Origin of the sequence: Streptomyces sp. NPDC005899, assembly GCF_040629645.1 — a bacterium.
In the GTDB taxonomy this organism is placed as follows: Bacteria; Actinomycetota; Actinomycetes; order Streptomycetales; family Streptomycetaceae; genus Streptomyces.
The window spans coordinates 1-20,461 of record NZ_JBEXWB010000052.1 but is presented as its reverse complement, the minus strand read 5'-3'; the positions used below and the strand labels follow the sequence as shown (position 1 = coordinate 20,461).

The 20,461-nt window shown below is 68.6% G+C and carries 27 protein-coding genes and 5 pseudogenes; 16 read left to right on the top strand and 16 right to left on the bottom strand.

Annotated features, from left to right (window positions below; all coding sequences use genetic code 11):
• Positions 1 to 3: 3 nt before the first annotated feature.
• Both ABZ371_RS09850 and ABZ371_RS09845 read right to left on the bottom strand, forming a co-directional pair.
• The gene (locus ABZ371_RS09850) at positions 4 to 561 is read right to left on the bottom strand and encodes a hypothetical protein (protein WP_358676037.1); all 558 of its coding nucleotides are present in this window, start codon (positions 559 to 561) and stop codon (positions 4 to 6) included.
• Positions 562 to 776: 215 nt separating this feature from the next.
• The gene (locus ABZ371_RS09845; protein ID WP_358676034.1) at positions 777 to 899 is read right to left on the bottom strand and encodes a hypothetical protein; all 123 of its coding nucleotides are present in this window, start codon (positions 897 to 899) and stop codon (positions 777 to 779) included.
• Positions 900 to 1,315: 416 nt separating this feature from the next.
• On the opposite strand from ABZ371_RS09845, the gene ABZ371_RS09840 reads away from it, so the two are divergent.
• Entirely contained in the window at positions 1,316 to 1,927 is a 612-nt protein-coding gene (locus tag ABZ371_RS09840; RefSeq protein ID WP_358676031.1) for a hypothetical protein, read from the top strand.
• Positions 1,928 to 2,269: 342 nt separating this feature from the next.
• Here the strand turns inward: ABZ371_RS09840 and ABZ371_RS09835 are convergent, their stop codons facing one another.
• Genes ABZ371_RS09835 through ABZ371_RS09825 form a run of 3 tightly spaced genes read right to left on the bottom strand, consistent with a single transcriptional unit; the run spans position 2,270 to position 4,418 of the window.
• A complete protein-coding gene (locus ABZ371_RS09835; RefSeq protein WP_358676028.1) occupies positions 2,270 to 2,803 on the bottom strand; it encodes a hypothetical protein in 534 nt (177 codons plus the stop codon).
• Positions 2,800 to 3,465 (bottom strand): hypothetical protein, encoded by a 666-nt coding sequence (locus ABZ371_RS09830; RefSeq protein ID WP_358676025.1) that lies wholly within the window; start codon positions 3,463 to 3,465, stop codon positions 2,800 to 2,802. The genes ABZ371_RS09835 and ABZ371_RS09830 overlap by 4 nt, the downstream gene beginning before the upstream one ends.
• Positions 3,466 to 3,485: 20 nt before the next feature.
• Complete coding sequence (locus ABZ371_RS09825) at positions 3,486 to 4,418, bottom strand: hypothetical protein (RefSeq protein WP_358676023.1); 933 nt, start codon at positions 4,416 to 4,418, stop codon at positions 3,486 to 3,488.
• Between the two features lie 329 nt (positions 4,419 to 4,747).
• Here ABZ371_RS09825 and ABZ371_RS09820 point away from each other — a divergent pair, with 329 nt between their 5' ends.
• Together ABZ371_RS09820 and ABZ371_RS09815 are read left to right on the top strand one after the other, a co-directional pair.
• Positions 4,748 to 5,011 carry a hypothetical protein gene (locus ABZ371_RS09820; RefSeq protein ID WP_358676020.1) on the top strand — a complete coding sequence of 88 codons (264 nt, stop codon included), beginning with the start codon at positions 4,748 to 4,750 and terminating at the stop codon, positions 5,009 to 5,011.
• Positions 5,012 to 5,058: 47 nt separating this feature from the next.
• Positions 5,059 to 5,256: a hypothetical protein gene (locus ABZ371_RS09815; protein ID WP_358676017.1), complete on the top strand. Its 198-nt coding sequence runs from the start codon at positions 5,059 to 5,061 to the stop codon at positions 5,254 to 5,256.
• Positions 5,257 to 5,285: 29 nt separating this feature from the next.
• On the opposite strand, the gene ABZ371_RS09810 is transcribed toward ABZ371_RS09815, so the two are convergent.
• From ABZ371_RS09810 to ABZ371_RS09790, 5 genes are all read right to left on the bottom strand, one after another.
• Entirely contained in the window at positions 5,286 to 5,714 is a 429-nt protein-coding gene (locus ABZ371_RS09810) for a restriction endonuclease (RefSeq protein WP_358676014.1), read from the bottom strand.
• Positions 5,711 to 5,914, bottom strand: coding sequence for a hypothetical protein (locus ABZ371_RS09805; RefSeq protein ID WP_358676011.1), 204 nt, complete (start codon positions 5,912 to 5,914; stop codon positions 5,711 to 5,713). The genes ABZ371_RS09810 and ABZ371_RS09805 overlap by 4 nt, the downstream gene beginning before the upstream one ends.
• Positions 5,915 to 6,017: 103 nt before the next feature.
• Positions 6,018 to 6,869: a helix-turn-helix transcriptional regulator gene (locus ABZ371_RS09800; RefSeq protein WP_358676009.1), complete on the bottom strand. Its 852-nt coding sequence runs from the start codon at positions 6,867 to 6,869 to the stop codon at positions 6,018 to 6,020.
• Between the two features lie 30 nt (positions 6,870 to 6,899).
• Positions 6,900 to 7,427: a DUF6879 family protein gene (locus ABZ371_RS09795; RefSeq protein ID WP_358676006.1), complete on the bottom strand. Its 528-nt coding sequence runs from the start codon at positions 7,425 to 7,427 to the stop codon at positions 6,900 to 6,902.
• Positions 7,396 to 7,650, bottom strand: coding sequence for a hypothetical protein (locus ABZ371_RS09790; RefSeq protein ID WP_221357720.1), 255 nt, complete (start codon positions 7,648 to 7,650; stop codon positions 7,396 to 7,398). The genes ABZ371_RS09795 and ABZ371_RS09790 overlap by 32 nt, the downstream gene beginning before the upstream one ends.
• Before the next feature lie 250 nt (positions 7,651 to 7,900).
• Between ABZ371_RS09790 and ABZ371_RS09785 the strand changes: the two genes are divergently transcribed.
• Positions 7,901 to 8,590, top strand: coding sequence for a hypothetical protein (locus ABZ371_RS09785; protein ID WP_358676003.1), 690 nt, complete (start codon positions 7,901 to 7,903; stop codon positions 8,588 to 8,590).
• Positions 8,591 to 8,724: 134 nt separating this feature from the next.
• Here the strand turns inward: ABZ371_RS09785 and ABZ371_RS09780 are convergent, their stop codons facing one another.
• The gene (locus ABZ371_RS09780) at positions 8,725 to 9,798 is read right to left on the bottom strand and encodes a replication-relaxation family protein (protein WP_358676000.1); all 1,074 of its coding nucleotides are present in this window, start codon (positions 9,796 to 9,798) and stop codon (positions 8,725 to 8,727) included.
• Between the two features lie 299 nt (positions 9,799 to 10,097).
• On the opposite strand from ABZ371_RS09780, the gene ABZ371_RS09775 reads away from it, so the two are divergent.
• From ABZ371_RS09775 to ABZ371_RS09760, 4 genes are all read left to right on the top strand, one after another.
• Positions 10,098 to 10,592: a hypothetical protein gene (locus ABZ371_RS09775; RefSeq protein ID WP_358675997.1), complete on the top strand. Its 495-nt coding sequence runs from the start codon at positions 10,098 to 10,100 to the stop codon at positions 10,590 to 10,592.
• A gap of 531 nt (positions 10,593 to 11,123) precedes the next feature.
• Positions 11,124 to 11,609, top strand: coding sequence for a hypothetical protein (locus tag ABZ371_RS09770; RefSeq protein ID WP_358675994.1), 486 nt, complete (start codon positions 11,124 to 11,126; stop codon positions 11,607 to 11,609).
• Positions 11,610 to 11,681: 72 nt separating this feature from the next.
• Complete coding sequence (locus ABZ371_RS09765) at positions 11,682 to 12,137, top strand: hypothetical protein (RefSeq protein WP_358675991.1); 456 nt, start codon at positions 11,682 to 11,684, stop codon at positions 12,135 to 12,137.
• Positions 12,138 to 12,209: 72 nt separating this feature from the next.
• Positions 12,210 to 13,043 (top strand): transposase family protein, encoded by an 834-nt coding sequence (locus tag ABZ371_RS09760; protein ID WP_358675988.1) that lies wholly within the window; start codon positions 12,210 to 12,212, stop codon positions 13,041 to 13,043.
• Between the two features lie 175 nt (positions 13,044 to 13,218).
• On the opposite strand, the pseudogene ABZ371_RS09755 reads toward ABZ371_RS09760, so the two are convergent.
• Both ABZ371_RS09755 and mobF read right to left on the bottom strand, forming a co-directional pair.
• A pseudogene (locus tag ABZ371_RS09755) lies at positions 13,219 to 13,562 on the bottom strand (hypothetical protein).
• A pseudogene (gene mobF, locus ABZ371_RS09750) lies at positions 13,559 to 15,327 on the bottom strand (MobF family relaxase). Before mobF ends, ABZ371_RS09755 begins: the two co-directional pseudogenes overlap by 4 nt.
• 219 nt (positions 15,328 to 15,546) lie before the next feature.
• On the opposite strand from mobF, the gene ABZ371_RS09745 reads away from it, so the two are divergent.
• The 4 genes from ABZ371_RS09745 to ABZ371_RS09730 all read left to right on the top strand — a co-directional run bounded on the left by ABZ371_RS09745 (position 15,547) and on the right by ABZ371_RS09730 (position 17,459).
• On the top strand, positions 15,547 to 15,747 hold the full coding sequence (locus tag ABZ371_RS09745; RefSeq protein WP_358675985.1) for a hypothetical protein: 201 nt from the start codon (positions 15,547 to 15,549) through the stop codon (positions 15,745 to 15,747).
• 146 nt (positions 15,748 to 15,893) lie between these two features.
• The gene (locus ABZ371_RS09740) at positions 15,894 to 16,151 is read left to right on the top strand and encodes a hypothetical protein (RefSeq protein ID WP_358675982.1); all 258 of its coding nucleotides are present in this window, start codon (positions 15,894 to 15,896) and stop codon (positions 16,149 to 16,151) included.
• 20 nt (positions 16,152 to 16,171) lie between these two features.
• Positions 16,172 to 16,630, top strand: a complete 459-nt coding sequence (locus ABZ371_RS09735) for a hypothetical protein (RefSeq protein WP_358675979.1) — start codon at positions 16,172 to 16,174, stop codon at positions 16,628 to 16,630.
• A gap of 148 nt (positions 16,631 to 16,778) precedes the next feature.
• Positions 16,779 to 17,459: a hypothetical protein gene (locus tag ABZ371_RS09730; protein WP_358675976.1), complete on the top strand. Its 681-nt coding sequence runs from the start codon at positions 16,779 to 16,781 to the stop codon at positions 17,457 to 17,459.
• A gap of 143 nt (positions 17,460 to 17,602) precedes the next feature.
• On the opposite strand, the gene ABZ371_RS09725 is transcribed toward ABZ371_RS09730, so the two are convergent.
• Entirely contained in the window at positions 17,603 to 18,193 is a 591-nt protein-coding gene (locus ABZ371_RS09725; protein WP_358675974.1) for a hypothetical protein, read from the bottom strand.
• Positions 18,194 to 18,459: 266 nt separating this feature from the next.
• On the opposite strand from ABZ371_RS09725, the gene ABZ371_RS09720 reads away from it, so the two are divergent.
• Complete coding sequence (locus tag ABZ371_RS09720) at positions 18,460 to 18,768, top strand: transposase (protein WP_358675971.1); 309 nt, start codon at positions 18,460 to 18,462, stop codon at positions 18,766 to 18,768.
• Positions 18,769 to 18,878: 110 nt separating this feature from the next.
• Positions 18,879 to 18,968: pseudogene (locus ABZ371_RS09715) on the top strand (hypothetical protein); the annotation flags it as partial.
• 42 nt (positions 18,969 to 19,010) lie between these two features.
• Here the strand turns inward: ABZ371_RS09715 and ABZ371_RS09710 are convergent.
• Both ABZ371_RS09710 and ABZ371_RS09705 read right to left on the bottom strand, forming a co-directional pair.
• Positions 19,011 to 19,220, bottom strand: a complete 210-nt coding sequence (locus ABZ371_RS09710; RefSeq protein WP_358675968.1) for an integrase core domain-containing protein — start codon at positions 19,218 to 19,220, stop codon at positions 19,011 to 19,013.
• Between the two features lie 97 nt (positions 19,221 to 19,317).
• Positions 19,318 to 19,578 (bottom strand): annotated as a pseudogene (locus tag ABZ371_RS09705) (IS30 family transposase); the annotation flags it as partial.
• Positions 19,579 to 19,584: 6 nt separating this feature from the next.
• Here ABZ371_RS09705 and ABZ371_RS09700 point away from each other — a divergent pair.
• Both ABZ371_RS09700 and ABZ371_RS09695 read left to right on the top strand, forming a co-directional pair.
• Positions 19,585 to 19,857 (top strand): annotated as a pseudogene (locus ABZ371_RS09700) (transposase); the annotation flags it as partial.
• 239 nt (positions 19,858 to 20,096) lie between these two features.
• The coding region (locus ABZ371_RS09695) for a hypothetical protein (protein WP_358675965.1) at positions 20,097 to 20,461 on the top strand (365 nt) is incomplete at its 3' end.

Sequence of the window (20,461 nt, the reverse complement as noted above, 5' to 3'; positions counted from 1 at the left end):
CCCTCACACTGACACGGCCTGCAAGATCCGTCGCGGCATTTCTCCGCAGCGTCTGGCGGGATCGGAACTCCCAGAGAGGCCCGCTACTCGGCCAACGATTCGAGCAGAGCCACTAGTGCCTTCACTGAAGAGGTCTCGGACCTCCTGCGGGGCGGCTTCGTCGAGGGTCTGCGCCGACCGTCGAGGATGTACCAGGACCAGAAGCCGTGGCTTGGATGCCCTTTCCTTGACCGCTTCGGCGAAGCCATCGAGGTCGTCGCCTTTGGGCAGGTCCGGACCCCAGTGCTGGTGCACCACGGCGGTCTTCCGACAGTTCTGGCAGGACAGGATGTGCTGGACAACGCGGAAGACGTCGTCCTTAGGCCGCGGCTCCGCGCTGGTGCTGGCACCGCTGAAATCTGCACTTGAGCGGGCGGCGACGAAGGGCCTTTCCTTCAAGGCCGGCCAGACATCGCGTCGACTGACGTGGTCGAACGCCACGTTCAGCTTGCAGTTCGGGCACTCGCCAGTCGGCGTGCGGGTGTCGATGGCCTCGATCGTGACACGGCTGCGCTCACTCATTTGCCAAGCGTTTCATCTGACTGAGCTGCCACGCCTGTGATTTGTACGGCTGGAGTCGATGGAGCGGATACTGCCAAGCCGCCGCTACTCAGTGGTGTGGTCCTGGGCATGGACTGGGCGGGCGCAGTCCCGGCCGTCGGGGCCGCCCCGGCTCAGCCCGCGCCGCCGGCGGCCCCGACGAGCACCTATGCCGAGAGTCAGCTGCGGACCGGGCATCACTCCTGAGCGTTGACGGTCAGCTCCATCATCGCCTGGGCGTAAGTTGCGCCGTCAATCTCTTCGTTGTCGTACTGGCGCATCAGCTCGTCGATCTCGGCCTTCAGCTCTGCCCGGTCCATCGTTGTCTCCCAACATGTCAGTGCCGCAAGGTAGGGACAGTAGCGCGACACGTACCGCACGGACGGCACCCTTCCTCAGATCGAGGGCATCTTGCCCTTCAACTTTCGAGGCGGTCGCGCGCCTGCTGTCCACCTTCGATGAGACGGACCAGCATCCGTCCATCTTCGGTGAGACACGACCCAATTCCGGTAAGACGGGTCACCCTGCCTGTCGTCAGCCGCATACCGGCCACCTGTCCCGTCTCGCACGATCTGGTCCCTGTCTCAGTTGTACTGGTCCGTGAGCGGGAAAGCCGCGCCAGCTGTATCTCGCTGTACGTGCCGGGGATCCGCGCTTGATGGGTTGTCGCTGGTGGATGCGATGATCGCTGTTGCTGGCATGATCACGCTGGTTTCACGACAGGGGGATGGCTCATATGGACACGTGGCAAGAGCTCTCAGTGCTGGTGGAGGAGCGGCTGAAGGCGACGTCGGCCGGCGAACGTGGCGTGTTCACTGCTGGCGTCGCGGAACGGCTCATGAGCTGGCACGAGGCCCTTCCTGAGGACGAACAGGCGCCGTTCACCGTGAGCCTTCGCCCCCTGTTGAACTCTGTGTGGGAGGGCGTCCTCGGCGACACAACGGCCTTCTCGGCAGTGAAGCGTGGTGTTGCCGAGTACATGCTCAGCGAGTACTGCCACAACGACGGCCAGGACGGGCCCGATGATGCGGACGAGTCGGCCGCGACGGCGACGTTGTATGCCGCGCACGCCTACCTGTTCGGCTGCTATGACTTCGCCAATTGGACCAGCCGCCGGGCAGTGGAAGCCGTTGATCAACACCTGGAGTACCTCGCCGAGCAGGAAGAAGACGAGCTCATCCCTGATTCCGACGAAGCTCTAACCTATGAGTTGCAGCGGCAGTTGCGGGATCTCGACCTCATCGCGAACTACTCGAAAGAGCTTCGCCACTCCAGCACGGGGCTGCCCATCGACACCTCGATCCGCCTCCGCGTGGAGCTTCGGGCTCCTCTCTCCAGTCGGGCGTGAGTGTCCGTGAGTTCCGGGACCAGATCACCTGAGATTCTCGGCCGCCTGGCGTCTCAGTTGATCTGGTCGCCGCAGGTCACAGCCCTATCCGCAGACCAGATCATTTGAGACGGGACACCACCTGAAACACGGAGTGAAACGCGCCCGCTTCCCCCTGCGGGTGTTCTAACAGGTCAACGTGAAACGCGGCTCCCCATTTCACTCGCGCGTTTCAGTGTGGCGTTTCAGTCGCGCGTCCGGTCACGCCGCCCGGCCGGCTCGCTGGGCGCGGGCGGCCGGTAACCACCGCACCTTGTCGGGCCCCGGACCTCTTGGCCTGGGCCCGACAGGTGGATGGTCGTGCTAAGCGACTGCCGCGGCGAATCTCACCGGCGGGATGCCGCAGCCCTCGGGGAGCTCGGCGAGGGGACGGCGAGGGAGGCCAGAGACGATCCACAGCCGCATGATGTCGTGGGCCACCAGCTGGCCGGAGCCCGTTCCGTCCTCGTTGAGGATGTCGACCTTCAGCAGCATCCGTTCCCCGGACTCCCCCAGCGTCCAGAGGTCCAGGAAGCAGGGGCGCCGGCACGTACGGAGGTTGCGGCGCTGGTTCTTCCACCGGAAGCTCACGATGCCGCCTGCGAAGGCGGTCAGTGAGAGGGCTCCGGAGGTGTAGGCGGAGCGGCCGTCCCAGATCCACACCATGTGGCCGTGGTCCAGTTCGCGTCCCATGATCTTCGTCGGGGACATGCTCGCGTGCTGGATCTCCACCACGCATCCGTCTGCCGCGATCACATCGGCGATGTGATTTCCGCGCCGCTGTTCTCGTTGGGTCGCGGGCACCATGGACTTCCAGTAGTCGTGCCACTGGGTCGAGGAGTAGGAAAGGATGTTCATACCGCTCCCGCCAGGGCCATCAGGTCGGCATCGCTCATGCCGAGTTCCGCGGCGCCGATGCCCAGGGCGGCCAGCGCGTCCAGTCCGATCCCGGGGTTCTCCTTGATACGCTCCTGCGCCCTCCGCAGGGCGCGGAGCTGGGTTTCCAGCTCCGCGTACTGGCCGTCGAGGAGCTTGCGGAAGGCCCGGCTGTCCTTTTCCTGCTCGCGCAGGTGCTTCTGGTTGGCCTTGATGGCGAGGAGCTGTTTGGTCACCTCCACGATGCGGGCGTGTACCAGGTCGGCGGGCAGGAAGGAGCGCTGGCCGGGGATGGTGATCCCCGCGTCGGTCCCTGTGCCGCATCCGCCGGGAGCGGGCCCGGGAGATGTTCCACCGTTTCCAAGGCCAGGGATCGGCGGTGTCGTGCCGCCTTCCGTCCCCGGCCCCGCGAGCGGCGGTGTTTCGGTGCCGCTGTGCGCGAAGCGGACCATCAGGTCGTGGTCCAGCGCACCCAGAACGGGGCCGAGGACGACCTTGAAGTACTCGATCGCCGGCAGCTCGCCTCCCTGGATCCCGTCGATCATGACGTCCATGAACTCGCCGGTCCGCCGGTTCTTGTCACCGTGCTGGGCGAACAGCGGGCCGTAGTTGTCCGTGATCCACTGCCGGGTCGCAGCGGACAAGGATGTGTAGCGCGAGGCGGTCACCGCACACCCGCCTTTCCGCCGGCGCGGACCGAGTGCAGGCGCTGCACCCAGTGGGCCACGCCCTCGCACGCCTTCTCCAGGTCGTTGAGCATGGCCTCGTCGGCGATGTTGATGATCTGCTCGGGGTGCATCTCGACCAGGCCGTAGAGCAGGTTCACCCGGCGCCGGAACTGCAGGACGAGCCGCTCGTCGGTCTCCTCGGGTACAGGGGTGCTCTCCCTGCTGCTGGTCACCTGGGCGACCTGGGCGAGGCTGTCGCGGATCTTCAGCTCCGCCATCGGATCGGCCGCGAACGCCTCCACGAGGAACGCCGGTTCCATCACGCTCGCCATGACCGCGGACCTGACATCGGGGCGGTCGAGCTGTTCCACGATCTTCTCGGCGGTCATCGCGGAGGCCGAGTTCGGAATCTGTCGTGCGCCGATCGCTGCGCGGAACTCCTGCGCCGTCACACGGCGGCGGCCTGGCTCCCGAAGCATCCGCAGCAGGATCTCCCAGCGGTCCTGGCGCCGACGCTCACGGTCCGCCCTCGGCAGCGCCTTCTCAGCCTCCCCGGTCTCCGTGGGCAGGGAGAACCCCAGTGCGGCCTCCCGAACGACCGAGTAGGACACCGTGACATCGGACTCGGCCAGCACCTTCCTGTGCGCGCTGCTGCAGCCCGCGGACACGCCCCGGTACTCACGGGCCATACCGGCGGTCATGCCGATGTCTGCGGCAAACGCCCTGATCAACTCGTTGGTGCCGTTGGTGGTCTTGTCGGTGCCCATCGGCGCGACCGCAAGCAGGAGGTCCCCGATCTCCAGGCGCGTCCGCTGCTTCTCATCCGTCAGGAGATCATCACGAGCTACGAGCTTCCGGCCGAGTTCCACCTGCTCGGAGGAGTACGCCGGTTCTGATTCACGAGCACTGGGCTCGATCCAATCCGTCATGGCCCGGAACGTAGAACGCGCCTCTGACAATTCCGGGGGCCGCACAACACGAATGGCCTAACCGATCCCCCGTGATGCTGAACAAGTTGCACCGAACGGGTTGCGGTGACGGTTTCGAGTGGACGCCACCGGGGACCGAGAACACCGCCGCCCATCTGGAGTTCACCCCAAGTCAGGGCGAAACAGCCTCCGTTTCACCCTGCGTTCCAGGGCAGCATTTCAGTAGCAGAGGAGCCTGGGCGGCTGGCTCGGCGCGGACGTTCACCCAACCGGAGTGCCGATTCGCGGAACCGGCCGACCAGGACCCGGCGTCGCGCCAGACTGGTCGGATGACTCAGCCCAAGCGGGTGTACGGCACCGAGCACGACAGTCCTGCGACCGGGCCGCAGCCCGGGCGCACGTATCGCGAGCTGACCGGCGGGCCGCTGGACGGGCAGCTGATCGAGGTGACCGGCTGGACGGACGAGCAGATCACCACCGGTGCGTACCTGATCACCCCTCACAGCGCGTACGGGCCGGGCGGCCGCGCCTCCTACGCACCGACCATCAGCCGCCCCGGCGGCCCATGGGTATGGGAAGGCGACGTCCCCTGACCGGTCGGCCGCCCAAGCCCCGCACAACGTGAGGACGAGGACACACCATGAGTGAGACAGCACTGATGAGCGGCGGCCCACTGGACGGCCAGACCGTGGAGCTCCACCCCGTCCAGGAGCAGAACGGCGAATACGGCGTCCTCGTCGGCAAAGACACCGTCCCCGGGAGCCCCGCCTACGTGCGCGACGGGTGCGGGCGGTGGATCTGGCAGGGGAAACCCTGGCCCGAAGACGACAGCCGCTGACCGCTCGGCTCTCGCGGGCCTGCTCGGTTTCACCCCGTGGGGGCCTCCAGCCGGTCCAGTCGCTCGTAGAGGGCGCGCACCGTACGGGCGCGGGCCTTGACGCAGTTCATGGTGCCTTCGGGCAGCGGGGACAGTTGGTCTTGCGCCTCCCGCAGGACGAGGTCGGCGAGTGCCCTGGGCCCGCTGGACTTCGGCAGTAGGTCGGCTCGTCGGCGGAGTTCGGCGGCGACGGCGCGGGCGTGGCCGGTGAGCTGGAGGGCGATCTGGTGGTAGTCGCGAATCGCGAGTGTCTCGGGGCACGTCCACCCGAGAACGGCCTTGATGAGGCTCTCGTAGGGTTCGCGGTCGAGCGGGAGCCCAGCTTCGATCCGGCCGTCGGGGTCGTAGAGGACGGTGTGCGTGCTCGGGCGCGACGGCGGTGTGGCCGGTGCACTGTCGCGTGAAGCGTCGGCGGTCACCGGGCGGTGCTCGTACGGTGCGCGGCTTCGCCGGCCTGGCCCTCGGGCTGCTGGTCGAGGAAGCGGGCGTAGCCGCGGTGGGCGCGGGCGAGGAGGGCCGGGGAGGGGATGCCGTACACGGCCGGGCTGGAGCCGGGCTCGGCTTTCCCGGCCGGGGCTTGTGATGTCAGGGTGGTGGCGTGGGGGGTGGGTGGGCGCATGCGTCCCCGTCTCCTGGTGGTGATCCGTAAATGGTGATGCGTGCTGCGACGTTACGGAGCGCGCCCTCTTCCCCTCAATGAGGTTGCGGGAAATTGCGGAAGTTCACTCCAGGGCATCGATCGCCGCCCGGATGAGGGCGCGGGCGGCGTCACCGTAGACGGCCATCTGCGCGAGGCCGGCGAACGCCCTGGCGTAGTCGGCGAGCTCGCGCGGCTGCGTCACCTTGATCTCCGCCGTCAGCGTCTCCACCACGGCCATGGTGTCGTCGTGAACGTAGAAGGATTCCAGCGGCCACACGGTGCGCTGCGCGGTGAACGGGATGATCCCCAGCGAGACGGAGGCGAGCGGCATCACGGCCAGAAGGTGGCGCAGCTGCCCGCGCATCGCCTCGGGGTCGGCGGTGCGGAAGCGCAGGACGGACTCCTCCATGAGCACGACGTAGCGGTGTCCGCCTTCGTAGAGGAAGCGGGAGCGGGCGACGCGGGCGGCGACGGCTTCGGCGACGTCGTCGGGGGTGCCCTGGAAGCGGGTGATCTGCTGCATGAGGGCGGTGGCGAACGCCGGGGTCTGGAGGAAGCCGGGCGGCACGTTGGAGAGGTAGACCCGGCAGTGGCGGGTCTGCTCATGGAGTGCGTACCAGTCCTCCTGGACCTGGCGCATGCCGCCCTGGTGCAGGCGGCGCCACTCCATGTACATCGAGTCGACCGCGCGGGCGGTGGCGATGAGGTCATCGGCCTGGTCGTCGGCGCCGCACGCCGCGCACCAGGTGCGGATGTCCGCGTCCGAGGGCGCGGCCGCGCCCTTCTGGATCCGGGTGGTCTTGGCGGGGTGCCAGCCGCACCGGGCGGAGAGTTCCTTCCCGGTGAGGCCGGCGTCCTTGCGTAGATGCTGCAACCGGACGGCGAGCGCCTCGCGGGCCGCCTGTGCGCTGGACGAGGGGGAGGCGGTCGTCATGAGGTGCGTGGCCCTTGGGTTGCGCGTCGGTCAGATGCGGTAGTCGGCGTGGTCGGTGGCCAGGTCCCACACCGTACGGAACGCCTCCGCGCACAGCTTGATGGCCTGCGGGTCCTCGGTGTGGTCGGGCTCCAGAGCCTCGCCGTCGCCGGAGAAGACGTTGAAGCGGACGACCTGGTCGTCGATGAGCCAGAAGTCGTTGCCCGGCAGCGCGAGGGCGGAGGCGCGGCGGCGGGGCAGCCAGCGGACCTGTTCGCCGGCGCGGAGGTTGGCGTCGGTGATGGCGTGCTCGAAGCGGATGTACTCGGTGACAGGCTCGGACACGACCCTCGCCCGCCAGACCTTCACCCCGCGTGCCACGGTCCGCTTCACCAGCGGCAGCCACCCGTTCCAGTAGTCCGAGTCGTCCGCCGGCACGCTCCCGTCCCGCAGGAAGGTGTCGTAGACCTCCCGCTCCTCCCCCACGGCGTAGACGTCGCGGAGCTCCAGGTGCAGGGCGTGGGTCCGGGCGGAGTCGAGCAGGTCCTCAAAGCTGGGTGCCGGCGGCCTCTGCGGCATCGCACGCCCTCCTGATCTGCTCCACCATGCTGAGCGGGATCCGGACGATCCCTTCGTCGTCTGCGGGCGGACTGTCCTGACGGCAGGTGGCCCGGGTCGCCGCGTCGGCGAACTTGCCCTGCAGAACCAGTTCCGGGCCCTGGGCCGTGTCGGTGTCCACCCACACCGCCGGGCAGTTACCTCCACCCGAGTTCGGGTCCGTGCCGAAGAAAAGTAACGCCATGATCCCCTCCGAAGCGAGCCGGTTGCGCGTAGTTGCGTGACGACCGTCCCGCGCCCTGCGCGCCCGGTCAATACCGCGCATCGGCGGACCACCGCCGTGCCATCCACACGGGTGATTTCCCTTCGCGTACGCGGGCGCAGTCCTAGCGGAGAGCGTCCAACTTGCCTGTTTTCAGGGGGTCTTGACAGCTTTTCATGTGTTCTGTCATGTTCTGTCCGCCGCTTCCGGCGAACGAGCGAGAGGTGATCTCATGCGACGAACCGAGTACGACGCGGGACAGGCCGCCAAGCGCCTGAAGGTGCCCGCAGCCGCCTTCCGGTGGGCCCGACACACCGGCCTCATCCCCGCCCCCGACGCGTCGTCCTACCAGTGGTCCCGGGCCGCCGTGGAGGCGCTGGACGCCGACGCCATCCGGGCCGCGATGCCCACCCCGCCGATCTCCGGCGGCGCGGCAGCCGACCGGATCGCCGACGCGCTCGGCACCCCGAACGTGATCGGCGAGAAGGCGAACGTGACGGCGTTCGTGGTGCGCCGGTTCGTCGACCGCGGCCTCCTGGTCGACCTCAGCGCGAACCCGGACGGAACGCTGCACCACCCCGACCAGGTCGCAGAGGTCTGCCGACGCGAGGACCTGGCGGACCTGGTCGCCGCCGACACCCCGCTCGGACCCGAGCAGGCCGCCGCCCGCCTCCGGGTCCGACGCGCCGACTTCGACCACATGGTCCGGCTCGGCTGGGTCCGCTCACCGCAGTCGATCGAGGTCCGCTTCGGCACCAGCCGGGCCGGAGCCGTCGACGTCGCGCTCTACACCACGGCCTCCGTCGACGCGGTGCCCGCCGAACACCCGGAGGTCGACTGGGAGCAGCTGCGCGCGGTGGAGAAGGGCCGGCGCTCTCCGCTCGCGGCGCTGCGCCCGGAGCCGGCACCCGTACCGGCGTAAGCCTCCGAGGTCCTTGCGCCCGTCCGCGTCCCACGCTGTCCGGAAGGGCGGCGTGGGACGCGGGCCGGCTTTCCAGCCACCACGCCGGGCAGGACCGGCGGGCCCGGCCCGGGTGGCGGCCGGGCCCGCTGTTCTCACCGCGGCTTGGGCAATGCGGTCAGCGCCCGCCGGCCCTCCCCGTGGCCGACGACCCGCCACACGGGCCGGTCGGCCCCGTCATGGGTGAGCTGGTGCAGGGTCGTCGTCGCCACGGTGATCCGCCAGTTCGGCCGGGCACGGTCGTGGAAGGCCGCCTCCCTCGTGTCCGGGGCCGCGCGGCGCGGGGCCGGGGCGAAGACGAACAGCAGCGGCGGGAAGGGCCGCTCCAGCGACGGCCCGGCGTAGGTCTCCTGCCAGTGGCTGCGCGGGACGCGGGCGGCGTTACCGCGCCCGGACGCGGGGGCGCCGCGGTAGGCGTCGTAGCGCTCCAGCTTGGCGAGCAGGCGCGCGTAGGACATGGTGCGGTCGATCTCCACGAACGCGCTGGAGCCGTCGGCCAGAAGCGCCACGGCGTCGGGCAGAAGGTTCCCGGCCGGGGTGGGGTGGGGAACTTCCACCCGCCAGTCGGCGTGATCGGCCATCTCCGCCCGGTGGAAGGCGATGACGGTGTCGACCAGGGCGAGGCCATGCTCCCGAAGGCCCGTCTTGCTGGCCGCGATGCGCTTCCCCGTCGTCCGGCCGGTCGTCGGCGCGAGCTCACCGGAGGCGGCGGCTTCGGCGAAGCCCGCCGAGGTGCAGTACCAGTAGCTCTGCTGGGCACGGTGGGTCCGGCCGACCAGGGCCGGGGATTCGGCGAGCAGGTTGCGCAGCGCGCGGCGGACATGGTCGGTGTCCTGCTGATGGGGCAGCAGCAGCGCCTTGAGCTGGCGGGGTGTGGCCAAGCGCAGTTGAGCGAGGGCGAGCAGGACCTCACCGCGGAGGTCCGCGCCGGCCTTCGCCGCCGCCTTCCGAGCCCGGGACGCTTCTACAGGTACATCAGTACCTGTAGAAGAGGAGTTGCAACCGGCCGGAGCAGGCGAATCGGGGGTCTGATCAGCAACAACCGTCAGTCGGCGGCTGGAAGCTGCGGGGCTGGGAGCGGGGCTTGTCGCAGGGCTCGGAGCGGGGCTTGCCGTCGCAGCGGTGCCCGCCAGGGCCGGCGGGGTGTGCGGGTCGGGTGCGGTGGTCATCGCGTCCTCGGGTTTCTCCGGCCGCACAAGGCCGGGTCGGCAGTCGTCCGGCCCGCGCACGGATCTGCGCACGGGCCAGAGCCACCGTGTGAAGCCACCCCTTGACCGCGGTCTGACGGCCACCGACACCAAGCGCCCGATTCCTCCTCGACCGCCCCTTGCAGTCCGGGTCTGTCCGTGACCGGAGTCACGCCCGCACCGCGTCCCGGAGCGCGGACTCTGTCCACAGGGCGGGGCTCTGAGGATCGCTTCTGAGGCTGCCGCGATCGGCGCAGCGGCCCGTACGTGAGGAGCTTTCCGTGATTTATGTTCAGAACCCGCCTCTGTCCCAGGTTCCCGGTGTGCCGCTCGTTCCGTTGACGCCGGATGCGGCGATCAGCGCCTTCGGCTACCTCCGTGCCGTTCAGGCCGGTGACACCGAAGCGGCTGCCAAGCTCGCCGGCGCCGATCCGCGGATGCCCGCGCTGCTCGTCGACGCCGCCGAGCGGATCATCGTCCCGGTCACCGCCCTGTGTGGTCTCGACCCGGACCCGTGCGACGACTCCTTCGCCCTGGAGGCCGTCGGGCAGGTCCTCGTGGCCACCCTGCGCAACTGGTCGGTGGTGGCCGGGCCGCACACCGCGGAAGGCATCGCCCGCGCAGTCATCGGCTTCGTCGCGCACATCCTCACCGAGGAGGACCGCGAGGACGTCTCCGACGTCCTGCGCGAGCTGGAGGCCGTCGGCGTGAGCCAGGCCCTCGAGGTGCATCCCGCACCGGACGGTGCGCACCCGGTGCGCCTGACCATCGTGTAGCGCGCACCCGAGATCGGCGGTGGAACGCACCGTGCGCACCGGGTGCGCACCACCGCACCGCGCCAGGCGCGCCACCGGCGGCGGGCTCCTATATCACGCACCCCCTTGACCGCGGTCTGATCGGCGACCGGAAGCGCTGTGGCAAGGAAAAAGGGCCGGGTAGCAGAGGAGGACAAGGGGGCGCGCTTCCAGGTAGCAGACCTCACGCGCGCACCCTGCCGCACCTGAAGAAGGGGTGCCGGTGCGCGCACCGGGTGCGGTGGACATCACGGTGCGCACCACAGTGGCGTCCATCGTCATCCGGCGCACCGCAAGTGAGCCCCCGCCAACCTGAAAATCCCTGGTCAGCAGGGCTGGTGTGACCGTGTTCCGGGGTACTCGTGCTGATCGTGGGCGGGAGTCCATCGAGAAGATCGTCTGCCAGAGGTCGGGATTGTCTCCGAGACGGAGTCCGGAACAGCGCTCCGGTCCGTGCACCTGGGCTGGGAAACACAGTGCGTCCTGCTGGTCGGTGCATGCCATCCTGGCCCCGTGCTCCTGAACGATCGCTCCAGCAGTGTCGACCTCCGCCCAGTGCGTTATCAGTTCGCCGCCGTTCGGGGCGACTCGTATGACGACAACTGGCTGGTCATCGACGGCACGGTGATGACTCCTGAGGGAAACTGGTCCTTCGCCGATCCGTGTCTGCTCACCGATGAGGCCCGCCAGGTGTCCGCGTGGCTGCGCGCGGTGGCCGCAGGGACGGTGGACGTCACCGAACCTGATGCCGAAGGTGAGCTGTCCCCGGACCTGTCGTTCATCGAGCCGGTCTTGGCTTTCAGCCTCGCCAATCGAATCGCAGGTGCGACCGCAGTGATTCGCGTTCATCTGTCCCTGGAGGCGGCGCCTCCGTGGCAACAAGGGGAGGACAGGGCTGACATCTACCAGTACATCGTGGAGGTCAGGTTGGACGCCGCAGCGCTGCTTCGCGCGGCTGACCAGTGGGACGGTTCTCTGGCTTTCCTCCCGCCCCGCTGATCCCGACGCCCGGCATCCTCGGACAACCGATTCCCACCTGCTGGGGCCGGATGACCCTCTACGATCCGGTGCATGCTGGATCCCGAGTTGCTGAAACGGATCACCGCGCGGCGCGTGGAACTGGATGAGCTCGAAGAGCAGCTGGCCAAGCAGTTGATAGAGGTCCGGGCCGAGCGCGATGAGCTCGCCGTTGCTGAGAAGGTCCTGGAACGGATGAGCGAGCAGATCGCCGAGGAACGGGCAGTGTTCGCGCCGGTCCCTGGGCAGGTGGGCGGCCGGGCGGTGATGGTCATCCCGCACCGTGCGGCGAATGTGAAGGAGACCATGCTTCCGCCGGACTACCAGCGCATTCTCTCCGTCGTGCGGCAGGCCGCCGGCCCGGTCAAGGCCCGGCAGGTCGGCGAAGTGCTGGGGGTGGACGTCGGCGTGAAGAGCAAGCTGGAGCCGTTGCGCGGGAAACTGATCAGGCTGGCCGACCGCGGCTGGCTGCGGAAACAGCCCGACGGACGGTTCACCACCCGGCTGTGACCATGGAAGCGTTGCCCGCGGGCGGTGCTGAGCGGCCGTAACCGGGGCGCCCCCGGCGGCTGTTGGAAATGTGTGACCACAACCAAAGAGCACACCGAGAGCACCTTCCCGCTTGTCTATCAGTGCCGTCTGTCGCTGTCCACGCGCACCGTGAACCACCTCGCCGACTTGCTGCGGCGTCACCTGAAGGCGATTCGATCAAGGTGGCGGATCCTGCCGCCCGGGAAGATCGCGGTGCTCGTCCTGGCCGTACTGCGCCACGACCAGCGCCTGGCTGACATGGCTGGCGGCAATAGCGTCTCCGAGTCCACCGTCCGTCGCTGGCGCGACGAGGTGATCGCTCTCCTCGCCGCGCAGGCTCCGCGCGTGGACCGCGCGCTGAAGAAGATCGTCCGGCAGGGTGGAGAGGTCGTCCTGATTGACGGCACCCTGGTCCATACCCAGCGCCGCACCGGGAAGGACGACCGCAAGAACTACTCCGGCAAGCACCGCCACCATGGTCTGCACTTCCTCGCCCTCACCGACGAGAGGGGCCGCCTGGTCTGGATCTCTGCCGCCCGTCCCGGCCGCACCCATGACAACACCGCGGCCCGTCATGACCACATTCTGGCTCACCTACGCGCCGCCGGTCTCGGAGCGCTGGCGGACCTCGGCTTCCGCGGCCTGGACAACGACGTACTCGACCCCGTGATCGTCACCGGCTACCACTCCAGCCGCACCCACAAGCTAACTCCCGGCCAGAAGGAGGCCAACCGCGTACTCGCCGTCGGACGCGCACCGGTCGAGCACGGTTTCGCGCACCTCAAGAACTGGCGGATCCTCACCAAGCTCCGCACCGACCCCGCCCACGCCACCCAGCTCCTGCGAGCCCTGCTCGTCCTGACGAACCTCGAGATCAACCGCTGACAGACGATCTACGACGAAGACTTCCGCCCACGATCAGCACGAGTACCCCGGAACACGGTCACACCAACCCTGCTGACCAGGGATTTTCAGGTTGGCGGGGGCTCACTCGATGTCGTACATCGCCGCAGGATGCAGAACATCGCGGGTTCCACTCGGTGGACGATGTCCGGCATCGTCACCGCAGCCAGGCGTTGGAGTACCGCACCCGGGACAGGGCGCGGGCATCGCGGCGCGCGGCCGCGTTGCCGATCCGGCTCTGCCGGGAGCGGGGCCGGCGCGACTCCCCCGCAGCAAGGCGGCGCTTGGCGGCGTCCCGGAGCCGCTCCCGCTGATCGTGCAGCTCCTTCTTCCTGGCCGCCTTCGACTTCGGTGTCCGGGGCCGCTTCCAGATCGGCTGCCAGCCCGCGGGCTCCTCGGGCTCGGGCTCCTGGTCCTCATCGAGCGCGGCGGCTATCTCCCACTGGCTGCGCGGGCTCGGGCGAGGACGTCCTTCAACCCCGGGTTCTCCGGTGTGGTCATGCGAGTCCTCCAGTGGGTGTCCGGCCAAGCGTCGGCTGCACGCCGGGCGGCGGGATGTGTGACGGTGCGGGCGTCGCCAGGGCGGGCCGCTGCCGGGCGGCGCGGGCGGCAGCGCGCTCCCGGACGCCGCCCTGCAGCCTGACGGCCATCTGAGCCGCGGCCTCGATCGTGGCGCGGGTCTGCTCCAGCGCGGCGACATCGGTCCCCTGCTGCTGCTCCTGAACACGGCCGGCCATCCGGTCCGGGCGCGACGGACGCAGACCAGACCTCGAGGCGCCGGGCACGGCGACGGTGTGCGGGCGGGCACGGGAACCCAGGCGCTCCGCACGGCGCGCCGCGTGAACCCGGGCTTCAACGCCCCGGCGGCCAGGCGGGCCCGCGCGTAGAGAGGAAGCGTCCGCTGGCGGGTCAGGGGGCGCAGCACGGCCTGGTCGTCGGTGTCGCGCGGGTACAGGGCGTGCAGGTCGGCGGTCATCATCAGGCCCCGGCCGACGGGGCGGGTGTAGTCGTCGACCACGGTCTGCACGATTCGTTCGTCCAGGCCCGGCTGGTGGGGTCGGCCGCGCAGCACGTAGGAGAGGTAGCGGCGCGCTTCGGCGAGCAGATGGTGGCGCTTGAACGCCCCGCGCATCACGTACACCACGGCGACGACGTCGACGGCCGCCAGGGCGACGTCGACGACCGGCCGCACCCGCGCCCACACCGCCGCGGCCGCCGCTCGCGCCCGCTCGGCGAGCCGGTCCACGACATCGGCGCCGAACGCGGCGATGGCCGACTCCCGCCACCTCTCGCGCAGCTCGGACAGTGCCTGCGGCTCCTTCCGCTTGGGCGGGCGCGTCCGGTCGGCGGCCCGGCAGGCCAGCCCGTAGGCGGCCTTCTCCCCCGGCGCGTGGCCGTGCTCCTCCACGTACTCGGCAGTGAGGACGGACAGGGCGTCCTCGATCTGCTGGCGGCGGGTCGACTGCCAGCCGATGAGACGCCGGTCGATGCCGGCGATGTCCATGACGGGCCTGCGGCCGGGCGTCACCTCGCGCGGCTCCCACGCCCACCCGAGCCGGGCGGACACCTCCTCCATGAAGTGGAGGGTGTAGAGAGTGTCAGCGGCGACTATGTGGGTCATCAGCGAGTCCGCCGACAGGTTGCCCCACTTCCCGTCGTGCGGCCGCCGGGCGCGGACCGACACGACCGCGTGCGCGTGAAGCAGCGGCCTCGTTTCCGTGGCCCTGGACTCGTAGTGCCGGAACACCGCGACGACCAGCCCGTCCTTGACCCGGGCCCGCTGCTTGCCGCCGGCCTTCCAGCGGATCTCCGCGACCGACTCCTCCAGCCACGCCAGCGTCTTGTCCTGAGCGATGTCGTTGCACAGCTCCAGCACCCGGCGGTGCCGGTCGTCCATCAGGGCCCACGCGATGTGGGCCGTCGGCGGGGGCCGGAACGTCAGGTCGAAGGCCAGCCAGGGGGTGCGCTCCTTGGCCTTGTCGGTCTTCGGTGAGCGGTTGTGCTCGATGGGCCTGCCCAGCACGGTCGCCCGCCGCGCCTGCGCCGGGGTCCTGCCCTGCGCCAGGAGCTCGCGCTCGATCCGGTCGGCGTCCGGGTGCCGGCCCTCCCCCAGGAGCAGCTCGGCCTGCCGCTCGCTCACCACGTCTCCGACCGCCAGGCCGAGGGCGGCCAGGCCCCGGCCCTTCCACACGCCGGGCGGGACACCGGCCTCGTCCTGGGCGGCGCGCAGCGGCGTGCCTACGGCGCGGTGGCCGTCTCCGACCATCACGCCACGGAAGAGGTAGCGCACCCCGGCCCCCGGGCGAACTGGCGACATGCTGATCATCGGCCCATGGAACCCCGGCGCTGACCTGCGCAAAAGCGTGATCCGGGGTCCATCCCGCCGGGCGGGAGACCATCACCAGATCTTTACCGGGGCGCCCGTCAGGCGGGCCGCCGGTTCAGCCCGAGACGGTAAGCCGCCGGTGTGTGCACAGTCCGCCGCATGAACACGAACCTGCTCCACGGAGACCTCTGCCCGCTGTGCCGCCGCCCTCTCAAGCTGCGCCCGACCACCGTCGTCCGCTCGGCTGGCGTGCCGTATCCCACCCGGACCGACTACCTGCCCCACTGCGACAGCTGCACCAGCGACCCGTTCAACTCACAGAAGTGGAACGACGCGATGAACGCCCGCGACGAGAGCTGACCCGGACCGTGCGAATGCTGCGCCACGACCTCATCAACACCACCCAGCACGACTGAGCACCACGTAACCGACGCCCTTCAACACGACCAGCCACCACCGCCCCCGGCCGACCGGCCGGGGCTTCGTGCGTCCTGGAGGAGTTCGCCGTGCCCACGTACGAGACCCTGCCGCGCTTCACCGCCGACCTTCACCGCCTCACCCCGGAACAACGCCGCAAGTTCCGTCAGACCGTGGCGGCCTTCGTCGAGGACCTGCGCGCCGGAGGACGCTTCCGCGCCGGCCTCCGCGAAGCGCGCGGGTTCGCGGAATCTGGCAGGGGTCTGACGGGGAACTCGTCCGCCAGCCTCTGTTTCCGGCGTAGAAGGAGTGGGTTCCGGCAGCTGGTCGATGAAGCCTGTCAGTAATCGCCCGTACGCTCAGGCCCGTGAACCTTGAGGATCTTGAATGGCAGTCACGGACACTCGGCGGAATATCTCCTCGCCTGGTCACCATGCTCGTGGAGCAGGGGGAGGTGGAGCTGCTGGTTCAGGCCGCATCGGAGCGGGGGGAGTGGTTCTGCGCCCAGGCGGCGGCTCTTGAGCTGTCCCGGGCGGGCGAGGCCGAGCGGGCCCTGGGAATGCTGGAGCCGTTCATCGAGGCTGGGTGGAACCGGGCGCGCTGGGAGAGGGCCGAGGTCCTGCTTGAGGCGGGAAGGGTGCAGCAGGCACTGGACGCCGTACGCCCGGAAGAGGAAGGCCTTGCCTCGGAGTGGATGTGCCACGACTTCGCAGAACTACTGGTCAAGGCGGGCAGGTTGAACGAGGCGATCACCGTACTCACACCGCATCTGGACAGAGTGGATTCTGTCCACCCTCGTCGAGCTGACAGAGGGCCAGGGCCGTGATGAACAGGTCCTGGAGCTGATCGCGCCGCACGCTGAGCGGGCCCGCAGCGCCCGCGGCAAGGAGCGCTGGGGCTTTCACCCCAGCAACGCGCAAGATCTCCAAGCCCAGGTCCTGGAGCGTGCGGGCCGGGTCGATGAGGCCGTACGGATGCTTGGAGCAGACATCGCAGCCGGGCACTTCATCGTTCAGAACACGCTGATCGCCTACGCCGAGCTCCTGCGGCGCCACGGGCATGTGGAGGAGCTGCGTGTGCTGGGCACCGGCGAGCGTGCGGGCGAGACGCTCGCGTACTACGCGCGGGCGCTCGAAGACGACGGGCAGGCAGGTGAGGCCGAGGCTGTGCTGCGGCGTTTCATCGCAGACGCCGAGTATCCGGACCGGTTCCGCTGGCCTCTGATCGAACTCCTGAGCCGCCAGGGCCGGATCGAGGAAGCCATCGAGGTGGGTCGGCCAACGTTCGATTACCACGATGCCTGCCTTTTCGAGGGCGTCATTCACCTGCTGCATGAGGCAGGCCGGCTGGACGATGCTCTGGCGCTCCTCGACGAGCGCAGTGCTGAGTTTGTCGAGGAGCACTCGTCCTGGTTCACCTCGAACCGGATCTGGCTGCTGGGCGAGGCCGGCCGGCACGAGGAGGCCCTCGCCTACGCGGGGACGCTGCCACCGGACATGTACGGCCTGACGGTCAGCAAGGCGTGGATCCTCGATGAGATGGGGCGCGTTGAGGAGGCCCTCGCCCTGCTAAAAACTCGTCGTTTCACTTGGGCACGGCTGGCCTTGGGACGGAAACGCGAAAGCGTCCTGACCTGGGGCGATGAACCTTGCTGAGGGGTTCTGTCGGTCCAGGCGGAGGGCGCTTTCTACGTGCAGGCTATCGGGTTGCGCCCCAAGGTTCAGGCGACCTCGTCCGGTCGGATAGCTCGGACTGCTCCAGCGGGGGAGCGGGCCGTCCGACAGAACCTGAATGAGGGTCAGAGGGAGGTGATTTCCATGGTGAGCACGTTGTAGACGCTGGAGACGCTGCCGAGCCCGAGCGTGCAGGTGAGGATGGCAGCGGCAGGGCCGGCCTCGGTCACGACGACGGTGTCGCCGGCGAAGACCCCGGAGGTGACCGTTCCGGTGTGCGTGACGATGAGGGCGGCGCCCACCACCGTCGTGGTGCGGTTCATCGACAGAGTGCTGGTTTCGCCCGTGTTCCACGTGATGGTGCGGGTTACCGCGCCGGAAGCAAGCAGTTCCAGACAGCTGCGCTGACGCGGCGGGTTCTGGACCGTGTGTGTTCCGGCGGTGATGTCGGGGCGGGACAGAGACACGCAGGGGCCGAGTTCCCAGTGCAGGTTCGACGACGCGGTTTGCGGTGCGTTGGTCAGGGGCGGGGTGTAGGTGACACTGGCGCTGCTGGGCGGGGTGCACGTGAGGTCCAGCAGTCCGCTTTCGCGGGCGCCGGCCGGGTTCGCGAAGGCCAGCATCGCGGCGAGGAAGCAGAGGATCGCTGCGATCGAGGCGGCGGCCGGGCGGCGTCTGCTCTCGCGGCGGGGGGTCCGTTCCAGGACATCGTGCATGATGCGCTCCTTTCACGGGGTACGTACCCGCCGCGGCTGGGCTGCGGCGACGACCCCACGGAAGTCGCCCCCGTCGGGGCGACCCGTTTGTCACGCTAGCCACGCCACCATTTCGTCACCATAGTCAGTTAGGAGGGGCGCACACACTCCCCCGTTCGGTACGCACCCGGGTGCTTACATGCCAGGGTCCGCCGTGAGGTTCCCCCGAGATGATGCGGGGAGAGGTGACAGCAGGTCAGATGGGTCTCATGAGAGGAGCCCAGACGATGCCTGCCCCGAGGAAGTACCCGCTGGAGTTGCGTGAGCGTGCGGTGCGGATGTACCGGACCGCCGAGCCGAAGCCCGTGATCCGCCGCATGGCCGAGGAACTCGGCGTGCATCACGAAGCCCTGCGGAACTGGATCCGGCAGGCCGAGGCCGACGCCGGCGAGCGGGATGACCTGCTCACCACCGAAGAGAAGAACGAGCTCGCCCAGCTGCGGCGCGAGGTGCGGGACCTGCGCCGGACGAACGAGGTCCTGCGGACGGCATCGGCTTTTTTCGCCGCGCAGCTCGACCCGACCCGGCCCAGGTGAGAGCGCTCCTCGACGAGCACCCGCACCTGGGGGTCGAGCCCGTACTGCGGGAACTGCACATTCCCTCCTCCACCTACTACCGCTGGCGCCAGGCCGAGAAGGACCCCTGCGAGCGGATCCGCCAGGACACCGAGCTGACCGGGCAGATCCGGCAGATCCACCAGGACTCCGGCGGGATCTACGGATCGCCCAGGATCCATGCTGAGCTGCCCCGAGTTTCGTAGAGTCCGACCTTGATTGGTTCAGGCGGACTGCGGGGTTTGCTCCTGACTGCGCCAGAAGGCTTCCTCGTACTCGGCCGGCGGTACGTAGTCGAGCGCGGAGTGAAGACGCTCCTCGTTGTACCAGGTGATCCACTGGAAGATCGCCCGCTCGACCTGGTCGACGTCCTTCCAGGGTCCCTGTATCTCGATCAGCTCCGCCTTGAAGGTGCCGTTCAGCGCCTCGGCCATCGCGTTGTCATACGAGTCCGCGACCGACCCGACGGAGGCAGAGGCGCCGATGTCTGCAAGCCGGTCAGTATACCGAATTGATACGTATTGACCGGATTCAACCGGTCGTTGCAACACCAGCTTGTTGAAGCAACTGTAGCTGCTCGTTGAACGCTTCGGCGGGTGTCTTCCAACCGAGCGTCTTGCGGGGTCTGCTGTTGAGAGTGTGAGCGACGGCCTCGACTTCCTCGGCGGACCATCTCGAGAGGTCGGTGCCTTTTGGGAAGTACTGCCGCAAGAGCCCGTTGGTGTTCTCGTTCGTGCCGCGCTGCCACGGACTATGCGGATCGGCGAAGAACACGGGAATGCCCGTCTCGACTTCGCCTTCCCGGAACGGCACTGGAAGAAGATTCAGTCCACGAACCCGCTGGAGCGGATCAACCGCGAGATCAAACGCCGCGTCGATGTCGTCCAGGTCTTCCCCAACGACGACTCGCTGCTGCGGCTGGTCACCGCCGTGCTCTTCGAGATGCACGACGAGTGGATCGCCTTTCCCCGCCGCTACCTGCCCGAAGGCAGCATGGACCAGATCTATCCCACTGAGCCCGGCGAAAGCGCCCCCGCACTCGCCAACACCACCAACACGACCGGCGATTGATCGCCTACACCACGTCAAGGGACACGACCACGTCAAGCGCGCCCAGTTCGCAGAATCTACGACTCGACAGGGCTCGAACCGTACCGAGTGGCCGGCGCCTCGCACCAGGAGACGCATGGTTTGGGGCCAACTCGGGTTAGATTGCCGGAAGATCAGCTCAGGGTGTCTGGCGCGACTGACGGCTTCTGCGGGCCTTTGTCCCCGTGGCTGCCCGGCTGAAGTCAAGGGGGATCGGCGGCATGAAGTACAAGAGCGAAGCTCAGATCATGAAGGCGCTTGGGATCGAGTCCTGGAGGAACCTCTCAAAAGACAAGATGGTCAGGTTCGCAGCCATGATGCCCAACATGGACACCGAGGTGGCTCTGAAGATCGTTGAGCAGTTCCCCGCGTTTAAGGACTTCGCCAAGGATGCTGTGAGTGCCGTCGAGAGAGCACACGAGTCTACGCTCTCGGCCAACAGCCAAAGTCAGGAGCATGTCCACCGGGCCTGGCAGGAGGTCAGGGACATCCGGGACTGTAAAACGATCGGTGTAACTCCCGATCATGGAAGATGCATCGATGACCAGCGACAACGTGACCGAGGCCGAGACCGTCGAGCCGTCTG